The following is a 17,454-nucleotide window of genomic DNA, read 5'->3' as shown; positions in this document are numbered from 1 at the left end:
TTCATAAAATAAATTCAATATATATAAAAGAAAATATAAGTAGGCAGCTCTTTTTTAGGAAGGTGCCTATAATTTATACTTCTCAAAGCCAGACTTTTTTAGTGGAAAATCACCCATTCTTTTAGGAATAGGGGAACAACTTAGATATTGTGTAACTATTTTTTGTTTATCTATAACATCAATAGAAGGTTTATCACCGTTCATTAACCTAGGTTGAAAATCCGGAAGCCACTTAGTAATTGGATCATCCAAACCAATTATTTTTTTGAGACCAAAACTAAAGCTGCTGCAGAAACGATTGGTTTTGTAACAGATGCAAGGCGAAATATCGAGTCCAGCTCCATTTTTGTTTTTTCTTCTCGATCAGCATAACCTGCAACATTTTTATAGATGAGGTTGCCATCCTTGCAAATTAAGGTGACAGTACCTATGATTTTGTTGTTTTCGATTGCTTTGTTTATAACTTCATGAACTCGTTTACTCAAACCAGCAATATCCTTATCTCTTGTTAACATGAAATATCACTCCTCTTGTTTTTTATAAGATAAATTAATTTTAAAACAATAAAATATTATTTTACATAAAAAACCATCGCAATATTTCTTATTTTAGTTATAAATTAAATGATTTTATGCTATTTTATTTATGTTTTATAATTTAGGTTTTAAAAATCATTCTTTATAATGTAGTTATCAATAATTTGATGATAAACTATATAAAATTGGGATTTTAACTTTATTATTTAGAGATTTTTTAATAAGTGTTTATACATTATAAGGGGGATTAGTTATGGATAGTGTGGATCAAGAAATATTAATGCATTTGCAAAAAGACGCACGATTGTCAATGACTTCTATAGGTAAGCTTGTAGGTTTGTCACAACCTGCGGTAACAGAAAGAGTAAAAAGACTCGAGGAACAAGGTATCATATCTAATTACAGGACAATTGTAGCAAAGGATAAAATCGGAAAGTCAACAGTAGCTTTCATTTTATTTAGAACTACTCAATGCCTAAATTTTGTGGATTATTGCGAGAATATGCCGCAAGTGGTAGAGTGTCATCGTATAAGTGGCGAATATAATTACTTGATTAAAGTAGTAGTAGAATCGACAAAGGAATTGGAACTATTTGAAAACGAAAGTATGAAATTTGGTAACTCTACAACATTAATTTCACTTTCTTCACCTATTGCTTATAAGCCATTAATCCCTTCTGCTATGTTGATAAAAGATCTTAGATATTAATATTTAAGTTAAGGGAGATTTAAAGAACATCAATAAATAACGGCAAATAGAATTTGTAATGATTCAAGGAAATGGCGCTTTAATGGAGCAATGAAAAAGCCTGATTTCTGGCCTTATCCCATGCCCATCAACTTAAGAAAAGGAAACACCCCCAAAACGAAAAAAGAGCTAACTTCTCCAAATAACTAACTGTAGAAAAAGAAATTTTCATTTTGGGGGTACTTCAGGAATTAGCGGCTTTTTTTGTTAAGTTATCTATAGTGGCCGAAGAGAGTCTAATTTTCATAAATTTATTCTTTAATATAAATTAATAGTACGGTGGCCCTGAAATAAAGGCGTACTATTTATAGTAATGCTGTATCTTTATTGGTAGGAACTGCATTTGATTACTATCTCGAAATACAAAGTTTTTGAAAATAACTATTTTCGATGTGAGATGAAAATGGGGGAGATACTTAGTGTTTTAATAAAAAAGATAAGATTACGAAATGTAATCTTATCTTTTCATTAAGAATAATGAATTATATTTTCAAGGCTTTAAAATGACTTTTATACAATTATCTTCACGATTATTGAAAATTTGATAACCGTAGCTCGCTTCTTCAAGGGGGATTTTGTGCGTAATAATCTCTTTTGGATCAAATTCTTTATTTGTTATTTTTTCAAATAGTTCCGGCATAAAATGAATGACAGGTGCTTGTCCCATTTTAAGGTTAATATTTCTAACCCAAAATGCCCCGAGTGGAAATGCATTATAATTGCCACCATAAACGCCGGTCATTTGAACTGTTCCATATTTTCTTACGGCTTTCGTAGCGATTTGAATAGGGCCGAGAGTTCCGCCTTGTAATTTTAATTTTTGTTCCAGAAATTCTAAAGGCGATTTTTTTCCATCCATCCCCACGCAATCAATAACTACATCGGCACCCCCATGTGTAATTTCCTTTAAATGTTCTCCCATATCTGGGAATTTTGTAAACTCAAATACCTCAACATTGTTAATCTTTTTTGCATAATTCATCCGATAATCTAAGTAATCCACTGCAATTACACGTTTAGCACCTTGCATCCAAGCAAATTTTTGTGTCATTAATCCAACAGGTCCACAACCAAGGACGATAACAGTATCACCTCGCTTAACACCTGCGTTTATTACACTCCAATAGGCTGTTGGTAAAACATCTGATAAAAATAGTAGGGATTCATCTTCAAGTTCGCATGATTCCGGTATAACAAATGGAGTGAAATTTCCAAAAGGAACTTTTAAATATTCTGCTTGTCCACCTGGATGGTTACCAAATTTCTCTGTGTAACCAAAGTATCCACCAGAATCATAATGAGGATTGGAGTTATCACATTGACTTTCCATTTCATGTTGGCAATAGAAACAATGTCCACAAGCAACGTTAAAGGGGATCACAACACGGTCTCCTTTTTTTACTTTCGTAACATCTGGACCAACTTCTTCAACAATTCCCATTGGTTCATGACCAATAATGTACCCTGGAGGTAAAGGCATGTTGCCTTGATATAAATGTAAATCAGAACCGCAAATAGCAGTTGAAGTAATTTTTACAATAATATCATCTTTTTTTTCTAACTTTGCATCATCCACTTGTTTAACCTGTACTTTGTTTGGCCCTTGATAGGTTACGGCTTTCATCTCATATCTCCTTAGGAATCATTTTTCATAATTTATAAGTATCTCTTGACAAAAAAAATTAGTAGAGAGAAAGCTATACATACTGTCGTTATGAAAGTACGTTATAGTAGCTCTTATGTCTTTTGCCCTATTTTAAGAAGAAACTCAATATTTATACATGATCTAATTCCCATAAAAAGGATAACTATTTTTTCATAATCCGTAGCATATTAAAAACATCGGAGGTGAAACGATATGGCAAACAATAACAGTGGAAGTCGTAATGAATTATTAGTTCGAGGCGCTGAACAAGCTCTTGATCAAATGAAATATGAAATTGCACAAGAGTTTGGTGTGCAACTTGGTGCAGATACAACAGCTCGTTCAAATGGATCTGTTGGTGGTGAAATTACAAAACGTTTAGTAGCAATGGCTGAACAACAACTTGGTGGTAGAACTAACCGTTAAGTGAATTGACATAAAATATAGTAGATATGTAAATCAATTTCTTTTGTATATGTATAAAAAACAAACCCTTATAGTAAATGAATTCTCACTCAAAGATTATTGATAATCTTCTTTCATAATCTTTGGGTATTTTATTTGTAAACTACTTTCCTAAACAATAAACACGCAGTGTTGGAAAGGTGTTTTCCATGCATAGTAGAAAAGCTTTTGCAGGAAAAAGCATACTTAAAAATTTGATTTTAATATTGAAATCAATATTTATTATTATCTTTTCGAAAGGGAGGAATTTAAAAATGGGTATATTAAGTGGAAATCCTCAAAATGAACCGTTACATTACGGAGAAGTATTTGATATTTGGAGTTATCTTCTTGCTGCACAGGGTGCGATTGCAAGTCATCAAGTGTTTATGAATCATACAGGTGATGAAGATTTGAAGAAGTTTTTAGAAGGCTTAATTGAAAATGATATGAATTCGGAAATAGAAGAATTAAAGGCGCTTTTAAAAGTTAATGGGGTTGCTTTACCGCCTGCTCCTCCAGAACGACCAGTTGCATCTATCGAAGACATTCCTCCTGGAGCACGTATTAATGATGCAGAAATTGCTGCTGCTGTTTCTACAGGATTAGCAGCTGGACTTGTCACATGTAGTCAAGTAATGGGAAAATGCCTTCGAGAAGATGTAGGTATGTTATTTGGACAATTTCATATGAAAAAAGCGCAGGCAGGTGTAACGTTGCTACGTTTAAGTAAGAAAAAAGGGTGGGTAGTTCCACCTCCGTTACATGTAAGAAATTCAGATCAAGCTTAATAAACAAAAATAAAAAAGTGGCGTTGGCCACTTTTTTATTTTTTTGATGTATCCTCAAGCTTGGATTTATTTATTGTGGAAGAATCCATATATTCATCTGACATTTCCATAGCGTATTTATCATGGTGAATATGATTGTGATTTCTTAATTCATCGTTGTTACGCAGTACTAACCTCTTCATATAAATGTGGAAGAAAATCTCTATTCCGCCAATAATTAATGTGGCTATAAATGAAGAAAATCCAATATTACGAGTAGTATCTAAATTAGTAAATAAAGATGTTAAAAGCCAAATTCCGAAGAAGGTTAAGCCAAAATCTGCCATTGTAGCAATCATATTTCCGTATTTAGGTAAAATGAAAAGATCGCCAATTAAATAGGCAACTCCTGTTAGGAAGAGAGAAATAAGCAATACTCTAGGAATGGAAATACCTTGAAAGATACCAAGTACGATAAGTAATACTGCAGTTATCGCTGTGTATTTAATTAATAAAGCAACAATATGTTTCATTATTTTCCTCCATTGTCTAAACGTATATGGAATAAAATATTTCATTAAAAACGGGTTATGCTTTTATATAGCGTAACCCGTTTTAATCACTCTTTAATGGGAAGAGGTACAAGCTGGGTAAGAAGCAGGCTTATACTATGGATAGTATTTGCGGAATATCGAGCTTTATTCACAAAGGGGCGTTCCACTCTTATAATCGAGATGTTGCCTAAGTACAGTATTTTTTTACTAAACTTAATAATTTTTTCCGTTTTAATTCTTTAATATAAAAACCAAAGTTTCTTGTGCTTAATGTATCTTTTTATCTACATATTTTCCGTAATCAGGTACAGCAATTTTATCAAATTCTTGAACGAGTGTTTTAAGGCTTGTTGATAGCAATTCACCTGACATTGGTATTCCGTGTCCAGTAACAGTGACTAGAGGCTTTAATTTTTCTAATTTAATAATGGATTCTTTAGCAGCGTTCCAGTCTGTTGTTAAATAACGAGGCGGACCGCTTATTTCCTGTTCTTGAGTAATTACCTTATATAGATATTCCTGTTTCACTGTAACAAAAGCGTCCCCTGCAATTAATGTTCGGTCTTTTTCTCGGAATAATGAAATATGACCTGGAGTGTGTCCTGGTGTATGCACCCATCTAAACTCTGGCATATGAGGAACAGTTCCATCTGCAGGTAGTACTTTTACGTTATTTCCTAAATCAATCGGTTCATTAGGGAACAGAGGTGACATTTTCGCTACCATACCACCTTCAACTGTTGGATCTGGTTCAGGATAGCTTTGTAGTCCAGTCAGGAAAGGTATTTCCAATTGATGGGCATAGACTGGAACATCCCAATACTTGATAAGTTCAATTATTCCCCCAACATGATCAAAATGCCCATGAGTTAAAATAATTGCTTTTGGGCGGCTGTTTGTACCAAATCGCTTCTCAGTGACAGAGATAATTTCATTTGCACATTTAGGCATTCCAGCATCAACTAAAATAAAATCATTGGTATGCGGATGTCCAACAAAACAAATGTTGACGATTTGAATTGTATAAGAAAATAAATCAGGCAATACTTCAATGCCGTGACCACTTTTAATTGAAGTTGCCGGAATAAACTTGAAATCACTTCCATAATTCATTTCATTGTCCAATTTTTCTCCCCCTTAATTTATTCCAATATGAAATTATAGTTCCCTAATTTTGAAAATCCATTTTGGAGCATTTGAAAAAAGAATGAGTGGGGGATTACAAAAAACAATAACTTAGTCTTAGAATTAAGGGGGAGATATGTCAATTTATATAAAATGTAAACAAAGAATATTGATTTTAAAGTCGTAGTTTATATTATTTTTTTGAGTTTAAGTGTATATCTTTTAAGAGGACATACCAAGTTCTTTTATTTTGATAATTACTTGAAACTTGAACGGGAAAAACATGATCAAGCGCCCATTCTAATTTGTTTATTTCATTTTCAAGTCCTGTTGGATAGAGTAAAAGGATCTTAAAATTATTTTTAACAATATTTGATAAAACGGTTTGTAATTCAAGCGCTTCAGTCAAGCTTCCGCCCCATCTAACAAATAAAATGGATTGTGAATTATGCATTCTTTCGTAAAGGTTATCAATTCTTTGATCTAATTTTTGTTTGAAATCATGGTATGTGATGAACCAATCTTCATTCGGAATAACAGGGAAATCATGATAAGATGTTACGTTATATTTTGTATCTTTTATAATATGAGAAAAAACAGGTTGTATCACGCCATCATTAAACACAATATTTTGCTCCGGCATTGCTTGCATGTTTTTTAAATCCATAAAGTCTATGAAATTATTTTTCAATAATGTGTTGATAGAAGAAAGATTCGGTGATACAAACCAATCTAGAGGACCTGAATATTTCCGCAGCTTATATTTTTTTAGATGAATAGTAGTATAACAATTTTCCCCTAAACTAATAACATCATCATACATTCCTTGAAGCTTTTTCATTTCCAATACAATCATCCCTTTTTAGAAAAATTAGAAGGTATATATAAATTCTAAAAAGCGTTATTATGACACAAAATATGCTTTTGAAAAATAGGAGAACGAGTTAATTATAAATAATATATGTATGTATAAAACCTCCTGTGAAAAAGCTCACAGGAGGTTAAACTAAGGCGTATTTTGAGTTATGTACCATTTGTTGAGATAAGAATTGTGTGATAATTCATGGCGTTTCTATAATAAAAGGGGAAAAAAGAAATACATTGAAGTTAGTTGTGAACAAATTGTAATTTAAAATTGAGAGGAAATAAGAAGCTTTAGTTGCTTCATTATGCAACTAGGGCATTATTTAATCTCTTCCTAACTTAATTATATCATGTAAATCAAATTCGAAATAGACTGTTTCTTCTCATTTACTCCTGCTACAATCAAGAACACATGCATAGTAAGGAGAGATGTTATATGAGTTCTTTCGTTCTCGATTTTCAGGAAATAGAAAAAACACAGCTTTCACTTGTCGGTGGAAAAGGTTTGAATTTAGGGGAGTTAACAAATATTCAAGGTATACAGGTGCCAGAAGGATTTTGTGTGACAACGGTAGGATATGAAAAAGCTATCGAGCAAAATGAAGAGCTTCAAACTTTGTTGCAGCAGCTGACCAAGTTGAAGCTTGAAGACCGAGCTCAAATTGGTGAAATGAGTAAGGAAATTAGAGAAGTCATTATGGCAGTACAAATCCCTTCTGATGTAGTGGAAGCGGTAGCTCATTATCTCTCACGTTTTGGAAATGAACATGCGTATGCCGTGCGTTCTAGTGCTACGGCTGAAGATTTACCGTATGCCTCGTTTGCAGGTCAACAAGATACGTATTTAAATATTATCGGAAAAGATGCGATTTTACAGCATGTAAGAAAGTGCTGGGCGTCTTTATTTACAGAGCGAGCAGTCATGTACCGTATGCAAAATGGTTTTGAACATAATCAAGTTTCTATATGTGTAGTCGTTCAAAAAATGGTTTTCCCGCAGGCTTCGGGAATTTTATTTACGGCTGATCCGGTTACTTCTAACCGAAAGGTGCTATCAATTGATGCCAGTTTTGGACTTGGTGAGGCGTTAGTATCAGGACTGGTCTCTGCTGATAATTATAAAGTAAAAGAGGGGAAAATCGTCGATAAGGTGATTTCAACTAAAAAATTAGCTATTTATGCTGTAAAAGAGGGCGGAACAGAGACGAAACAGATTGATCCGGCTCAGCAAAAGATTCAAACATTGTCTGAACGACAAATATTACAACTAGAACAGATCGGAAGACAGATAGAAGCTTATTTTGGCTGTCCGCAAGATATTGAATGGTGTTTAGCCCGTAATACATTTTATATTGTTCAAAGCAGGCCAATAACGACTTTATATCCAATTCCGGAAGAAAATGATGGGGAAAATCATGTATATATATCAGTTGGTCACCAACAAATGATGACCGATGCGATGAAACCATTAGGGTTATCTTTTTTTCTGTTAACGACAAGTGCCCCAATGCGTAAAGCGGGCGGAAGGCTGTTTGTGGATGCTACGCAACAATTAGCATCACTTGCTAGCAGAGATTACTTAATAAATACGTTAGGAAAATCAGATCCGCTCATAAGAGATGCATTAACGACTGTAGTCGAGCGAGATAATTTTATTACATTGTTACCGGATGAAGAAACGGAAAAGAGTGCTAGTAAAAGTAAGCCACCAGTAAGTTCGCGACCAGAAATCGAAAATGATCCAGCAATCGTTACGGAATTAATAAAGAATAGTGAAGCATCACTTGAAGAGTTAAAAGAAACTATGCAACTGAAATCAGGAGTGGACGTACTTGATTTTATTTTGGAAGATATTCAGCAATTAAAGAAAGTATTGTTTAATCCGCAAAGTATAGCAGTTATTATGGCAGGTATGAATGCTTCAACATGGATCAATGAAAAAATGGAGCAATGGCTGGGCGAAAAGAATGCAGCGGACACCCTTTCTCAATCGGTGCAAAATAATATTACGTCGGAAATGGGTTTAGCATTAATGGAAGTTGCTGATGTGATTCGGCCGTACGAAGAAGTTATTGCGTATTTACAACATGTAGAAAATGATAGCTTTTTAGATGAACTCGTTCAGTTTAAAGGCGGAGAAAAAGCTCGAGAGGCAATAGATGCTTTTCTAAATAAATACGGAATGAGATGTAGCGGAGAAATCGACATTACGAAAACGCGCTGGAGTGAGAAGCCAACAACCATTATCCCGATGATTTTAAATAATATAAGAGATTTTGAATATGGTGCAAGTAAACGGAAATTTGAAGAAGGACTGCAAGAAGCTTTGAAAAAAGAAGAAGAGTTAGTAGATCGATTGCAGCAATTGCCGGATGGAAAACAAAAAGTAGAAGAAACGAAGCGAATGATTCGCAATATCCGTAATTTTATCGGCTATCGTGAATATCCGAAATACGGTATGATTAATCGTTATTTCATATATAAGCAGGCGTTACTAAAAGAAGCTGAGCAACTTGTGCAGAGCGGTGTCATTCATGAAGTTGATGATATATACTATTTAACTTTTGAAGAGCTTCACGAAGTTGTTCGCACGAAGAAACTAAATTATGAGCTTATTCATAAACAAAAAAATGATTATAAATTATATGAAAAACTAACGCCTCCTCGTATAATGACGTCTGATGGAGAAATCATTACAGGTAAATATAAACGAGAAAACCTCCCAGCTGACGCGATTGCAGGTCTGCCTGTTTCTTCTGGAGTAGTTGAGGGGAGAGCTCGCGTTATTTTAAACATGGAAGAAGCGAATTTAGAAGAGGGAGATATATTAGTTACAGCTTTTACTGACCCTGGCTGGACGCCATTATTTGTATCTATAAAAGGACTAGTCACTGAAGTCGGCGGACTTATGACTCACGGGGCGGTTATTGCACGGGAATATGGATTACCGGCAGTCGTTGGAGTAGAGAACGCTACGAAATTAATAAAAGATGGGCAACGAATACGAGTACATGGAACAGAAGGGTATATTGAAGTGTTGTAATGAAGTAAAAGATCATCCGCTATAAATAGTGGATGATCTTTTTATTTTGCAATAACTCACTTCTTTAAGCCAGCTGCATAAAAAGGTCCATGAACTGCGATTGTTGATAAAATACGAGCAATTTCCTCTGGTGTTTCTTTTTGGCCACTATTTAACCATTGCTGAATGACACCAATATGAGCAGATGCCATATAAGAAGCTAAATATTGGCTTGGAACAAGTAAATTTTCCTTATTAATGAGAGCACCATTCGTATCTTCAAATAATGTTTTCCACATAAAGTCTTTCAACTTTGTTTGAAAAGATAAATCTCCTTTTGGGCTTAATACAGCTTTCATAAAATCACTATTTTCATTTAGAAATTCAAGAATAGAAGTGATAAGTAGAAATGGCATTGTTGGAGAAGGATTCGATCCGAGATCCGCAATCACTTCTGGGAATCTCTTTTTTGCAATGTTAGAAAACTCATACATAATGTCTTCTTGGCATTTTGTCATTAAATCAAATTTATCTTGATAGTGCGTATAGAAAGTACCGCGATTAATGTTTGCTTTCGTTGTAATATCTTTCACTGTAATGGCGTCAAAACCTTTGTCCTCAATTAATTCCACCAATGCATTTCGTATGGCAGTTTTCGTACGAACAACACGTAAATCTAAATTACTATCGCGCAAAGCATGTCCCTCCTTAATTTTACTGAACACATTTAGAAAATGTGTCTTATAACCGACACATTCACGATTTTTGATTATTGTATAAGGTTCAACTCGAACATATAATTCAAATATAAATAAACAACACGTTGTTGGTTATTATAAATCAAATTATAGGAGGAGAAAAGAAAATGTTTAAAAATAAACTTTTATTATTATCACCAGTTATTGCCCTACTTGTTGTTTTTATTTTTTCATTAACGTTATTTCCAACCGTTCAACCTCAGCCGAAAAACTTGCCAATCGCAATTGTAAATGAGGATCAAGGAGTAGAAATTCCGAATCAACCGAAGATGAATATGGGGCAAACAATTGTTGATAATATGAAAAAGACATCAAAATCAGAAGAAGAACCTGCGGTGAAGTGGATAGAAGTGAACAATAAAGAAGCAGTTCAAAAAGGCTTAAATAATCAAGAGTATTACGCAGCATTAGTCATTCCGAAAGACTTTAGCGCAAAACAATCATCATTACGAACACCACAGCGATCTTCGCCAGAGGTAGAAATATTTATAAATCAAGGAATGAATACAGCAGCATCAACTATGGCAGGGCAAATGTTAAATGGGCTAGTTGATAATATGAACAACAATGTTCGTACACAACTATTAGAAGGATTGAAAGCAAAAGGGGCTACTTTAACAACAGACGAAGCTGCGAAATTAGTAACACCTATTACAAAGAAAGTGACAAATGTAAATGAGGTCGGGGAAAATAGTGCGAACGGTAACTCACCAATTTCATTATTCCAGCCGTTATGGATCGCAAGTTTAGCGAGTGCAGCGATTATTTTTATGGCGATTAGTAAAATGCCGGTAGGTTCAAGAAAAGAAAACTTGGTATTAAAAATAAAACAAATAGTAGCTGGAGCAGTTGCGACAATTGTAATTGGATTCGGTCTTACATGGATTGCGGATGGGATGGTAGGACTAAATATTTCAAACTTCACTGATACGGCACTGTTTTTATCTATTACATCGTTTAGTTTCTTCTTAATGATATCAGCGGTACTTTCAATAGTCGGACTAAAGGGAATCAGTATATTTGCTCTCTTACTATTCTTTGGTGCACCGTTATTATCATTAGCGCCTGAAATGTTGTCTCCATTTTACCAAGACTGGGTGTATACATGGTTGCCGATGCGATTTATGATTGAAGGACTTAGAGAAATATTCTTCTTCGGAAAAGGGTTAAGCTGGAGTACATCTGTTACTGTGCTCGTTTGGATTGGGATAGTAAGTATGGTTATTATATTAGCAACGGCATTGAAGCGTAGTGCAGTAAAGGAACATAAAGCAGAATTACATGCTTAAAAATAAAAGCCGTTTCACTAGTAGTGAAACGGTTTTTGTGATGAAATTTAAATGGATTTTTGCTTAAGTGAATGACCTTTCGTCCTTTCCATAGTATCGAGATTTCTAAAGGTCGCGTACGTTCCAAATAATCTCACCGCGCTCGTCGTCCCACGTACTGTGATGCTGCTTAAAACCTATCTTTTCTAGCACGCGGAGGGAAGCAACATTCCAAGCGCCTACAGTCGACCAAAGTTTGTGGCGCCCAGTAGCAATCGCAGCGTCTAGCACAACGGATGCTGCCTCAGTTGCGTAGCCTTTACCGTGAGCGCTGCGGAACAACTCGTATGCAATCTCCGGCTCTTCAAGTGTGGAACGACCAATAATTAAGCCGCAGTATCCGATGAAATCACCTTCGCCTCGCCTACGAATAGTGAGAAGGGAAATACCATTTTCGTCAGCCTTCTTGCGCATCTCAATGAGCCGGTTACGAACGGAATCAACGGCTGGAATGTCCACACCACGTTCGCCAATTAATTTGCTCAGCCAAACTGAATCGGATTCCTCCCACATGCTAAGCTCAAGTCTTTCGGTTTTCAGTTGGAAGGCCATAGGTTTAAATAAAGATGGCATAGTGGAACCTCCTAGTTATGTCACTGTATTCATAATAGCTTCGCATCACATTTGGTTGGAAACCTGATGTGATGCGGATTTATAGCAACGGTGTACAAAAAAATAGTGATATTTTATCCCGCTTTAATGGGCAGTAAGACCCCCACTGATTATAGTTTCACTTTATGAATAAGCAATTCCTTTGCAAAATAGACCATTGTATCAATCTTTATTTAAAATCTACAGTTGTCCTGTTATATACACATGCTCCGACTATTTCAAAATGCATAAAATGTTAAGCGAAATTATGGAGGGGATACGATGTATAATTTGAATGATTATGATTGGTATAGGCAGAATGATAAGTTGATTAATGATATTGAAAAAGCTATAAACGGGGAGTATAGCGCTATAAACTGCTATGCGAAATTAGCAACCATGGCTCCAAATGGAATGGAACAAAAACAAATTCTTGAAATCCGAAATGATGAAATAAGGCATTTTCATCACTTTGTACAAATGTATACGAATTTAATTGGTAGGTAGCCGAAACCACAGATTACGGAAGACTGCCCGAATACGTACTTACAAGGATTAGAGTTCGCTATACAAGATGAGCAGAAGACAGTAGATTTTTATTTGGAAATTGCAGATGAAACATCGGATGCATCTATGAAAGACTTGTTGCGGAGAATAGCTGCAGATGAACAAAATCATGCGGTATGGTTTTTATATTATTTTGTGAAGTCGAAGTGAATTCTTTAAAAATAAATGGATACTTGGAGATAGATATCGCTATAATTCTTCAGCGAATAAATGAAACTCATCTTGAATCGATAGAGTGATACAAAACGCCATCCTTTCTGTATTTTTCTACAAAAAGAATAGCATTTTTTGATTATATGGATACAAATTTATCTTAGATTGATAGCGATATGGCAAAATCCTCTTTAAGGATATTATATTTTTATAATTTAAACTCCATCAAAGGAAATGTACGGTTGGGGAAGAGAGTGGATTCTATTTCGGCGATTTGTTTAGCGCCCATCTTCAAATAAAATTGAAGTGCATTAGGATCACTATCTAAGGTGAAACTTGTAATACCATTCGCTCTCGCCTTTTCAATAATATCGTTCCATAATAAATTACCTAGTCCGTTACCAATGTAATTAGGATGTACAAATAGTGATTCTAATTTCTTTTTTTCTTTAGATAAACAATAGAAGGCAGCTAATTGAGAATTATCTTCTACTACAAAAACTATCTTATTTTGTATGTCTTCTATAGTTACCTCCAAATCTTCTTTAAGTGCATGCAAAAACTCAGGGGAATACCCCCAATGTGCTTTAGACTTATATGCAATATTACTAAGTATTTTTCTATCTTCTATTTTAGCATTTCGAATAAACATCTTTTATCCTCCTAATTTAAAATAAAATAGATTTAATTTTAAAATACATAAATGGACTGTTTAAATGAAAATATTGTTTAAGACTAATTCTCGATAAATAACAAAGTGACAATCAAGAATGATAAAAATAACGTTCTAGTTGGTCCTTATTTATGAGTTTCATCAATGAGTTTTCGTAATGTTCCCTATGCCCCTTTAGGTTGAATCTTGAGTCATTTCTAATGCCATGCAGAAAAAGCGCGTTAGGGTATTACTTCATGCTGAACGCCTTTCTGATTACCTTACCAATTATACCTAGATAAAAATAAAAAAAGCAATATTACCCAGATAAAATATATTTCCCTGTTCTTCATGGAGGGAGTAAATGTAAAAGACACGACCTAAGAGGAACTGCACTGTTGAGGACGGAATTGGCAAAGTATTAGCTCTATTTTAGTTGCCCAATCTAATCCAAGAAGTCCACTCTCCATCTGCCAAAGTTATTTATTTTTAAATGCCACACCATCCCCAGCAACTTAAGAAGGTGGAAGGATCAGATTTGAAAAAATTATTTAAAGACAATATATATTATGTTATTTTTGCAGATTTAAAAGCGTATCCAAAAGAGGAAGTACTAGGAGATATTGAAACATATGAAGAATTTAAAGAGAGCAAGTGTGAATTAGTTTTACTAGTTGCGGATTGTACATACGTCACAATTTACGCTAAAGATCAAAAAGCGATTGAGTTGATGTATGAAAACGCACTGAATCAAGATTTTTACGTTGAATACGTGACAGACGAAAATGACGGTAGAACGCGATTATCAGTATAGTAGTAATTTGAAAGGAGACATGAAAATATGAAGAGCAATACAATAACAAAAGAATATAAGATTCGAACTGCTACTGAAGAGGAAAGCGATAACATTATTACTCTATTAAAAGAAGTAGCACAATGGCTACAACATAAAGAAGTGGACCAGTGGCAGTACCTTTTAGGAGGAGAAGCTACGGCTGAAATATTAGAAGGTATAAGAGAGAAATATACATATGTGGTTACGAAAGAAGATGAAATTATCGGTACAGTTACAGTATCTCCTAAACAAAATGAATGGGATGAATATATTTTTGGTAAAGAGGAAGTTTCTAATTCATTATATATTCATAGATTTGCGGTAAAACGAAAGTATAAAGGTAACGGAATAGGAGAATGGATTTTACAGTGGATAGAAGAGAATGTACAACATGACAAAGAGTTTTTGAAGTTGGATTGCGTTGGACATAATTGTACGTTGAATGATTTTTATAAGAAAAATGATTTTGATTATGTTGGCAGTACAGATGGATTTAGTAAGTTTCAAAAGAAAAGGGGATAGTGAATGAATCAAATTGATACTGGTTTAGTTAAAAGGTTAATAGGGGAACAGTTTCCTGAATGGGCACATTTAGAGGTGAAACCTGTAAAGTGTAGTGGGCATGATAACAGAACATTTCACCTAGGTGATAAGATGAGTGTAAGATTGCCAAGTGATGCGGCATATGCACCGCAAGTAGAGAAAGAAAACAAGTGGCTACCTTTATTAAGTAAGGAGCTTTCTATACCTATTTCTATACCAATTGCCAAAGGAAATCCATCTGAAGTGTATCCATGGCCGTGGTCTATTAATAAGTGGATAGAGGGAGAAACAGTTACGAAACAAAATGTTCGTGACCTAAATGAATTTGCGGTGGACTTAGGTTCATTTTTAGTGGAATTGCAAGCCATTGATGCGAGTAACGGTCCAATAGCTGGAGCACATAATTTTTACCGAGGTGGGCTTATATCTGTATATGATGAAGAGGCGAGAGGTGCTATCGAAAATAATAAGGACGTTTTTGATGAAACAGTATTAAAGCATCTTTGGGCTTTAGCACTTCAGTCAACGTGGGAGCGTAAGCCAGTTTGGGTTCATGGAGATATTGCACCAGGGAACTTACTCGTTAAGGACGGAAAGTTTTGTGCCGTCATTGATTTTGGTATTTTAGGAGTAGGGGATCCGGCCTGTGATGCAGCGATGTCATGGACGTTTTTTGATAAAAGTAGTAGAAAGATATTTAAAGAAGTACTGCAAATAGACGAAGAAACGTGGAATAGAGCGAGAGGATGGGCGCTTTGGAAGGCGTTAATTATATATGATGCGAATAAGATTAGTAATAAGATAGTGGCAGAAGAATCATATCGTGTGATTCAAGTGATTGTGGATGATTATAAGGGGTAGTAGAAAAGGCCTATTTCAAAATAGGCTTTTTCACATGATTAAATATTAGAAATGGAAAGAAGGAATACAACGTTATTATACAGAATATTTAGATAATAGGAGGTGTCGAATTTTGAGTGAAATTGAATTAAAAAGGAATGTAATTAAGACAGGGAGTGAGAAGAGCATCATTCTTCGGTTTATACTCGCTAGTCTCGTTGGGGTGTTTATGTTTTTCGTACCAGTTACGATAAATGGCGCTTCTTCCATAATGATTGATCATATCGTGTCGTGGATTAGAGCTTCGGTTCCGAGCGTCGTACCTTATTACGCACTACTCGTTATGGTAATGGGTGCAATTTATCCGTTTTATACGAAAAAATGGAATACATCTATCGTAGATATTTGCTTTTCTATTTTAAAAGTGGTTGGCGTTGTTTTCGGTGTATTATATTGTTTGAAAGTAGGGCCAGCTTGGTTCTTTGCGCCAGATGTTGGGCCGTTTTTGTATGAGAAACTAGTCATATCTGTAAGTTTACTCGTTCCGATTGGTTCGGCTTTTTTAGCATTATTAGTCGGGTATGGATTACTTGAATTTATCGGTACGTTTTGCCGTCCGATTATGAGGCCGTTATGGAAAACACCTGGACGATCAGCAATTGATGCGGTTGCATCCTTTGTGGGAAGTTATTCACTGGCTTTATTAATTACGAATCGCGTATATAAAGAAGGAAAATATACGACAAAAGAAGCGGCCATTATCGCTACAGGATTTTCTACAGTATCCGCAACATTTATGATCATCATCGCAAAAACATTAGACATTATGCATTTATGGAATGTTTATTTTTGGACGACTCTCGTTGTAACATTCATCGTAACTGCTATCACCGTAAGACTTCCACCCCTTAGTAGAAAACCAGATACATATGTAACAGAAGAAGGGTTCCCAGAGCCCGTTTATAAGGAGAAAATGCTAGAGCGTGCTTGGGAAGATGCGCTAGAAGTATCAAAAACTGCACCGAGTATTATAAAAAATATCGCAGTGAACTTAAAAGATGGTTTTATCATGACGATGGGAATTTTACCATCTATTATGTCTGTAGGGTTAATTGGTATTGTCTTAGCGAAGTTCACACCAATATTTGATTGGGTCAGCTATATTTTTTATCCTTTTACATGGGCTTTACAACTGCCAGAAGCAGACTTAGCTGCTAAAGCGGCATCCGTCGGTATTGCGGAAATGTTTTTACCATCATTATTAGTAGTTAGTGCACCACTTGTGACAAAGTTTGTCATTGCGGTTGTTTCGGTATCATCTATATTGTTTTTCTCAGCATCCATCCCATGTATTTTATCGACAGATATTCCGTTAAAAGTATCAGAACTTATTATTCTGTACGTACAAAGAACGATATTAACATTGCTTATCATTACGCCGATTGCTTATTTGTTACTTTAAAAAGGGGAAAAGTATAA

The 17,454-nt window shown here is 34.9% G+C and carries 16 protein-coding genes and 2 pseudogenes; 10 read left to right on the top strand and 8 right to left on the bottom strand.

The window, feature by feature from the left end; translation table 11 throughout:
• Positions 1 to 257 precede the first annotated feature (257 nt).
• Complete coding sequence (locus tag ACTFNE_RS09110) at positions 258 to 515, bottom strand: serine hydrolase (RefSeq protein ID WP_270706123.1); 258 nt, start codon at positions 513 to 515, stop codon at positions 258 to 260.
• A 274-nt stretch (positions 516 to 789) separates the two neighbouring features.
• Here ACTFNE_RS09110 and ACTFNE_RS09105 point away from each other — a divergent pair, with 274 nt between their 5' ends.
• Positions 790 to 1,245, top strand: a complete 456-nt coding sequence (locus ACTFNE_RS09105; protein WP_046199424.1) for an Lrp/AsnC family transcriptional regulator — start codon at positions 790 to 792, stop codon at positions 1,243 to 1,245.
• A 529-nt stretch (positions 1,246 to 1,774) separates the two neighbouring features.
• Here the strand turns inward: ACTFNE_RS09105 and ACTFNE_RS09100 are convergent.
• Entirely contained in the window at positions 1,775 to 2,908 is a 1,134-nt protein-coding gene (locus ACTFNE_RS09100) for a zinc-dependent alcohol dehydrogenase (RefSeq protein WP_270705912.1), read from the bottom strand.
• A gap of 234 nt (positions 2,909 to 3,142) precedes the next feature.
• On the opposite strand from ACTFNE_RS09100, the gene sasP reads away from it, so the two are divergent.
• A complete protein-coding gene (gene sasP / locus ACTFNE_RS09095) occupies positions 3,143 to 3,355 on the top strand; it encodes a small acid-soluble spore protein, SasP family (protein WP_000002842.1) in 213 nt (70 codons plus the stop codon).
• 293 nt (positions 3,356 to 3,648) lie between these two features.
• The gene (locus ACTFNE_RS09090) at positions 3,649 to 4,164 is read left to right on the top strand and encodes a DUF3231 family protein (protein WP_000512120.1); all 516 of its coding nucleotides are present in this window, start codon (positions 3,649 to 3,651) and stop codon (positions 4,162 to 4,164) included.
• A gap of 35 nt (positions 4,165 to 4,199) precedes the next feature.
• Here ACTFNE_RS09090 and ACTFNE_RS09085 read toward each other — a convergent pair whose 3' ends face one another.
• The 3 genes from ACTFNE_RS09085 to ACTFNE_RS09075 form a co-directional block, all read right to left on the bottom strand.
• Positions 4,200 to 4,676, bottom strand: coding sequence for a YndM family protein (locus ACTFNE_RS09085; RefSeq protein ID WP_046199426.1), 477 nt, complete (start codon positions 4,674 to 4,676; stop codon positions 4,200 to 4,202).
• Positions 4,677 to 4,964: 288 nt separating this feature from the next.
• Positions 4,965 to 5,822 carry an MBL fold metallo-hydrolase gene (locus tag ACTFNE_RS09080; protein ID WP_270705910.1) on the bottom strand — a complete coding sequence of 286 codons (858 nt, stop codon included), beginning with the start codon at positions 5,820 to 5,822 and terminating at the stop codon, positions 4,965 to 4,967.
• 193 nt (positions 5,823 to 6,015) lie between these two features.
• The gene (locus ACTFNE_RS09075; protein ID WP_046199428.1) at positions 6,016 to 6,678 is read right to left on the bottom strand and encodes a DUF1796 family putative cysteine peptidase; all 663 of its coding nucleotides are present in this window, start codon (positions 6,676 to 6,678) and stop codon (positions 6,016 to 6,018) included.
• 444 nt (positions 6,679 to 7,122) lie between these two features.
• Here ACTFNE_RS09075 and ppsA point away from each other — a divergent pair, with 444 nt between their 5' ends.
• The gene (gene ppsA / locus ACTFNE_RS09070) at positions 7,123 to 9,729 is read left to right on the top strand and encodes a phosphoenolpyruvate synthase (RefSeq protein WP_270705907.1); all 2,607 of its coding nucleotides are present in this window, start codon (positions 7,123 to 7,125) and stop codon (positions 9,727 to 9,729) included.
• A gap of 56 nt (positions 9,730 to 9,785) precedes the next feature.
• On the opposite strand, the gene ACTFNE_RS09065 is transcribed toward ppsA, so the two are convergent.
• The gene (locus tag ACTFNE_RS09065) at positions 9,786 to 10,403 is read right to left on the bottom strand and encodes a TetR/AcrR family transcriptional regulator (RefSeq protein WP_001205688.1); all 618 of its coding nucleotides are present in this window, start codon (positions 10,401 to 10,403) and stop codon (positions 9,786 to 9,788) included.
• Positions 10,404 to 10,534: 131 nt separating this feature from the next.
• On the opposite strand from ACTFNE_RS09065, the gene ACTFNE_RS09060 reads away from it, so the two are divergent.
• Positions 10,535 to 11,755 (top strand): YhgE/Pip domain-containing protein, encoded by a 1,221-nt coding sequence (locus ACTFNE_RS09060; protein ID WP_141108646.1) that lies wholly within the window; start codon positions 10,535 to 10,537, stop codon positions 11,753 to 11,755.
• A 105-nt stretch (positions 11,756 to 11,860) separates the two neighbouring features.
• Here ACTFNE_RS09060 and ACTFNE_RS09055 read toward each other — a convergent pair whose 3' ends face one another.
• Entirely contained in the window at positions 11,861 to 12,367 is a 507-nt protein-coding gene (locus tag ACTFNE_RS09055; RefSeq protein ID WP_270705903.1) for a GNAT family N-acetyltransferase, read from the bottom strand.
• Positions 12,368 to 12,667: 300 nt separating this feature from the next.
• Between ACTFNE_RS09055 and ACTFNE_RS09050 the strand changes: the two are divergent.
• Positions 12,668 to 13,102: pseudogene (locus tag ACTFNE_RS09050) on the top strand (ferritin-like domain-containing protein).
• 211 nt (positions 13,103 to 13,313) lie between these two features.
• On the opposite strand, the gene ACTFNE_RS09045 reads toward ACTFNE_RS09050, so the two are convergent.
• On the bottom strand, positions 13,314 to 13,757 hold the full coding sequence (locus ACTFNE_RS09045; RefSeq protein ID WP_046199432.1) for a GNAT family N-acetyltransferase: 444 nt from the start codon (positions 13,755 to 13,757) through the stop codon (positions 13,314 to 13,316).
• A gap of 505 nt (positions 13,758 to 14,262) precedes the next feature.
• Here ACTFNE_RS09045 and ACTFNE_RS09040 point away from each other — a divergent pair.
• The 4 genes and pseudogenes from ACTFNE_RS09040 to ACTFNE_RS09025 all read left to right on the top strand — a co-directional run.
• Positions 14,263 to 14,571, top strand: a pseudogene (locus tag ACTFNE_RS09040) (DUF2691 family protein); the annotation flags it as partial.
• 27 nt (positions 14,572 to 14,598) lie between these two features.
• Positions 14,599 to 15,114 carry a GNAT family N-acetyltransferase gene (locus tag ACTFNE_RS09035; RefSeq protein WP_046199433.1) on the top strand — a complete coding sequence of 172 codons (516 nt, stop codon included), beginning with the start codon at positions 14,599 to 14,601 and terminating at the stop codon, positions 15,112 to 15,114.
• 3 nt (positions 15,115 to 15,117) lie between these two features.
• Complete coding sequence (locus ACTFNE_RS09030; RefSeq protein WP_046199434.1) at positions 15,118 to 15,996, top strand: aminoglycoside phosphotransferase family protein; 879 nt, start codon at positions 15,118 to 15,120, stop codon at positions 15,994 to 15,996.
• A gap of 112 nt (positions 15,997 to 16,108) precedes the next feature.
• Entirely contained in the window at positions 16,109 to 17,437 is a 1,329-nt protein-coding gene (locus tag ACTFNE_RS09025) for a YjiH family protein (RefSeq protein WP_046199435.1), read from the top strand.
• The last annotated feature ends 17 nt before the right edge of the window (positions 17,438 to 17,454 follow it).

Source organism: Bacillus cereus group sp. MYBKT111-2 (genome assembly GCF_051915205.1).
In the GTDB taxonomy this organism is placed as follows: Bacteria; Bacillota; Bacilli; order Bacillales; family Bacillaceae_G; genus Bacillus_A; species Bacillus_A paranthracis.
This window is presented reverse-complemented; position numbering and strand designations above follow the sequence as displayed.

Coding starts and splice junctions, on each gene's coding strand:
- ACTFNE_RS09110 (WP_270706123.1), bottom strand. CDS start 515: ATGTTAACAAGAGATAAGGATATTGCTGGTTTGAGTAAACGAGTTCAT.
- ACTFNE_RS09105 (WP_046199424.1), top strand. CDS start 790: ATGGATAGTGTGGATCAAGAAATATTAATGCATTTGCAAAAAGACGCA.
- ACTFNE_RS09100 (WP_270705912.1), bottom strand. CDS start 2,908: ATGAAAGCCGTAACCTATCAAGGGCCAAACAAAGTACAGGTTAAACAA.
- sasP (WP_000002842.1), top strand. CDS start 3,143: ATGGCAAACAATAACAGTGGAAGTCGTAATGAATTATTAGTTCGAGGC.
- ACTFNE_RS09090 (WP_000512120.1), top strand. CDS start 3,649: ATGGGTATATTAAGTGGAAATCCTCAAAATGAACCGTTACATTACGGA.
- ACTFNE_RS09085 (WP_046199426.1), bottom strand. CDS start 4,676: ATGAAACATATTGTTGCTTTATTAATTAAATACACAGCGATAACTGCA.
- ACTFNE_RS09075 (WP_046199428.1), bottom strand. CDS start 6,678: ATGATTGTATTGGAAATGAAAAAGCTTCAAGGAATGTATGATGATGTT.
- ppsA (WP_270705907.1), top strand. CDS start 7,123: ATGAGTTCTTTCGTTCTCGATTTTCAGGAAATAGAAAAAACACAGCTT.
- ACTFNE_RS09055 (WP_270705903.1), bottom strand. CDS start 12,367: ATGCCATCTTTATTTAAACCTATGGCCTTCCAACTGAAAACCGAAAGA.
- ACTFNE_RS09045 (WP_046199432.1), bottom strand. CDS start 13,757: ATGTTTATTCGAAATGCTAAAATAGAAGATAGAAAAATACTTAGTAAT.
- ACTFNE_RS09035 (WP_046199433.1), top strand. CDS start 14,599: ATGAAGAGCAATACAATAACAAAAGAATATAAGATTCGAACTGCTACT.
- ACTFNE_RS09030 (WP_046199434.1), top strand. CDS start 15,118: ATGAATCAAATTGATACTGGTTTAGTTAAAAGGTTAATAGGGGAACAG.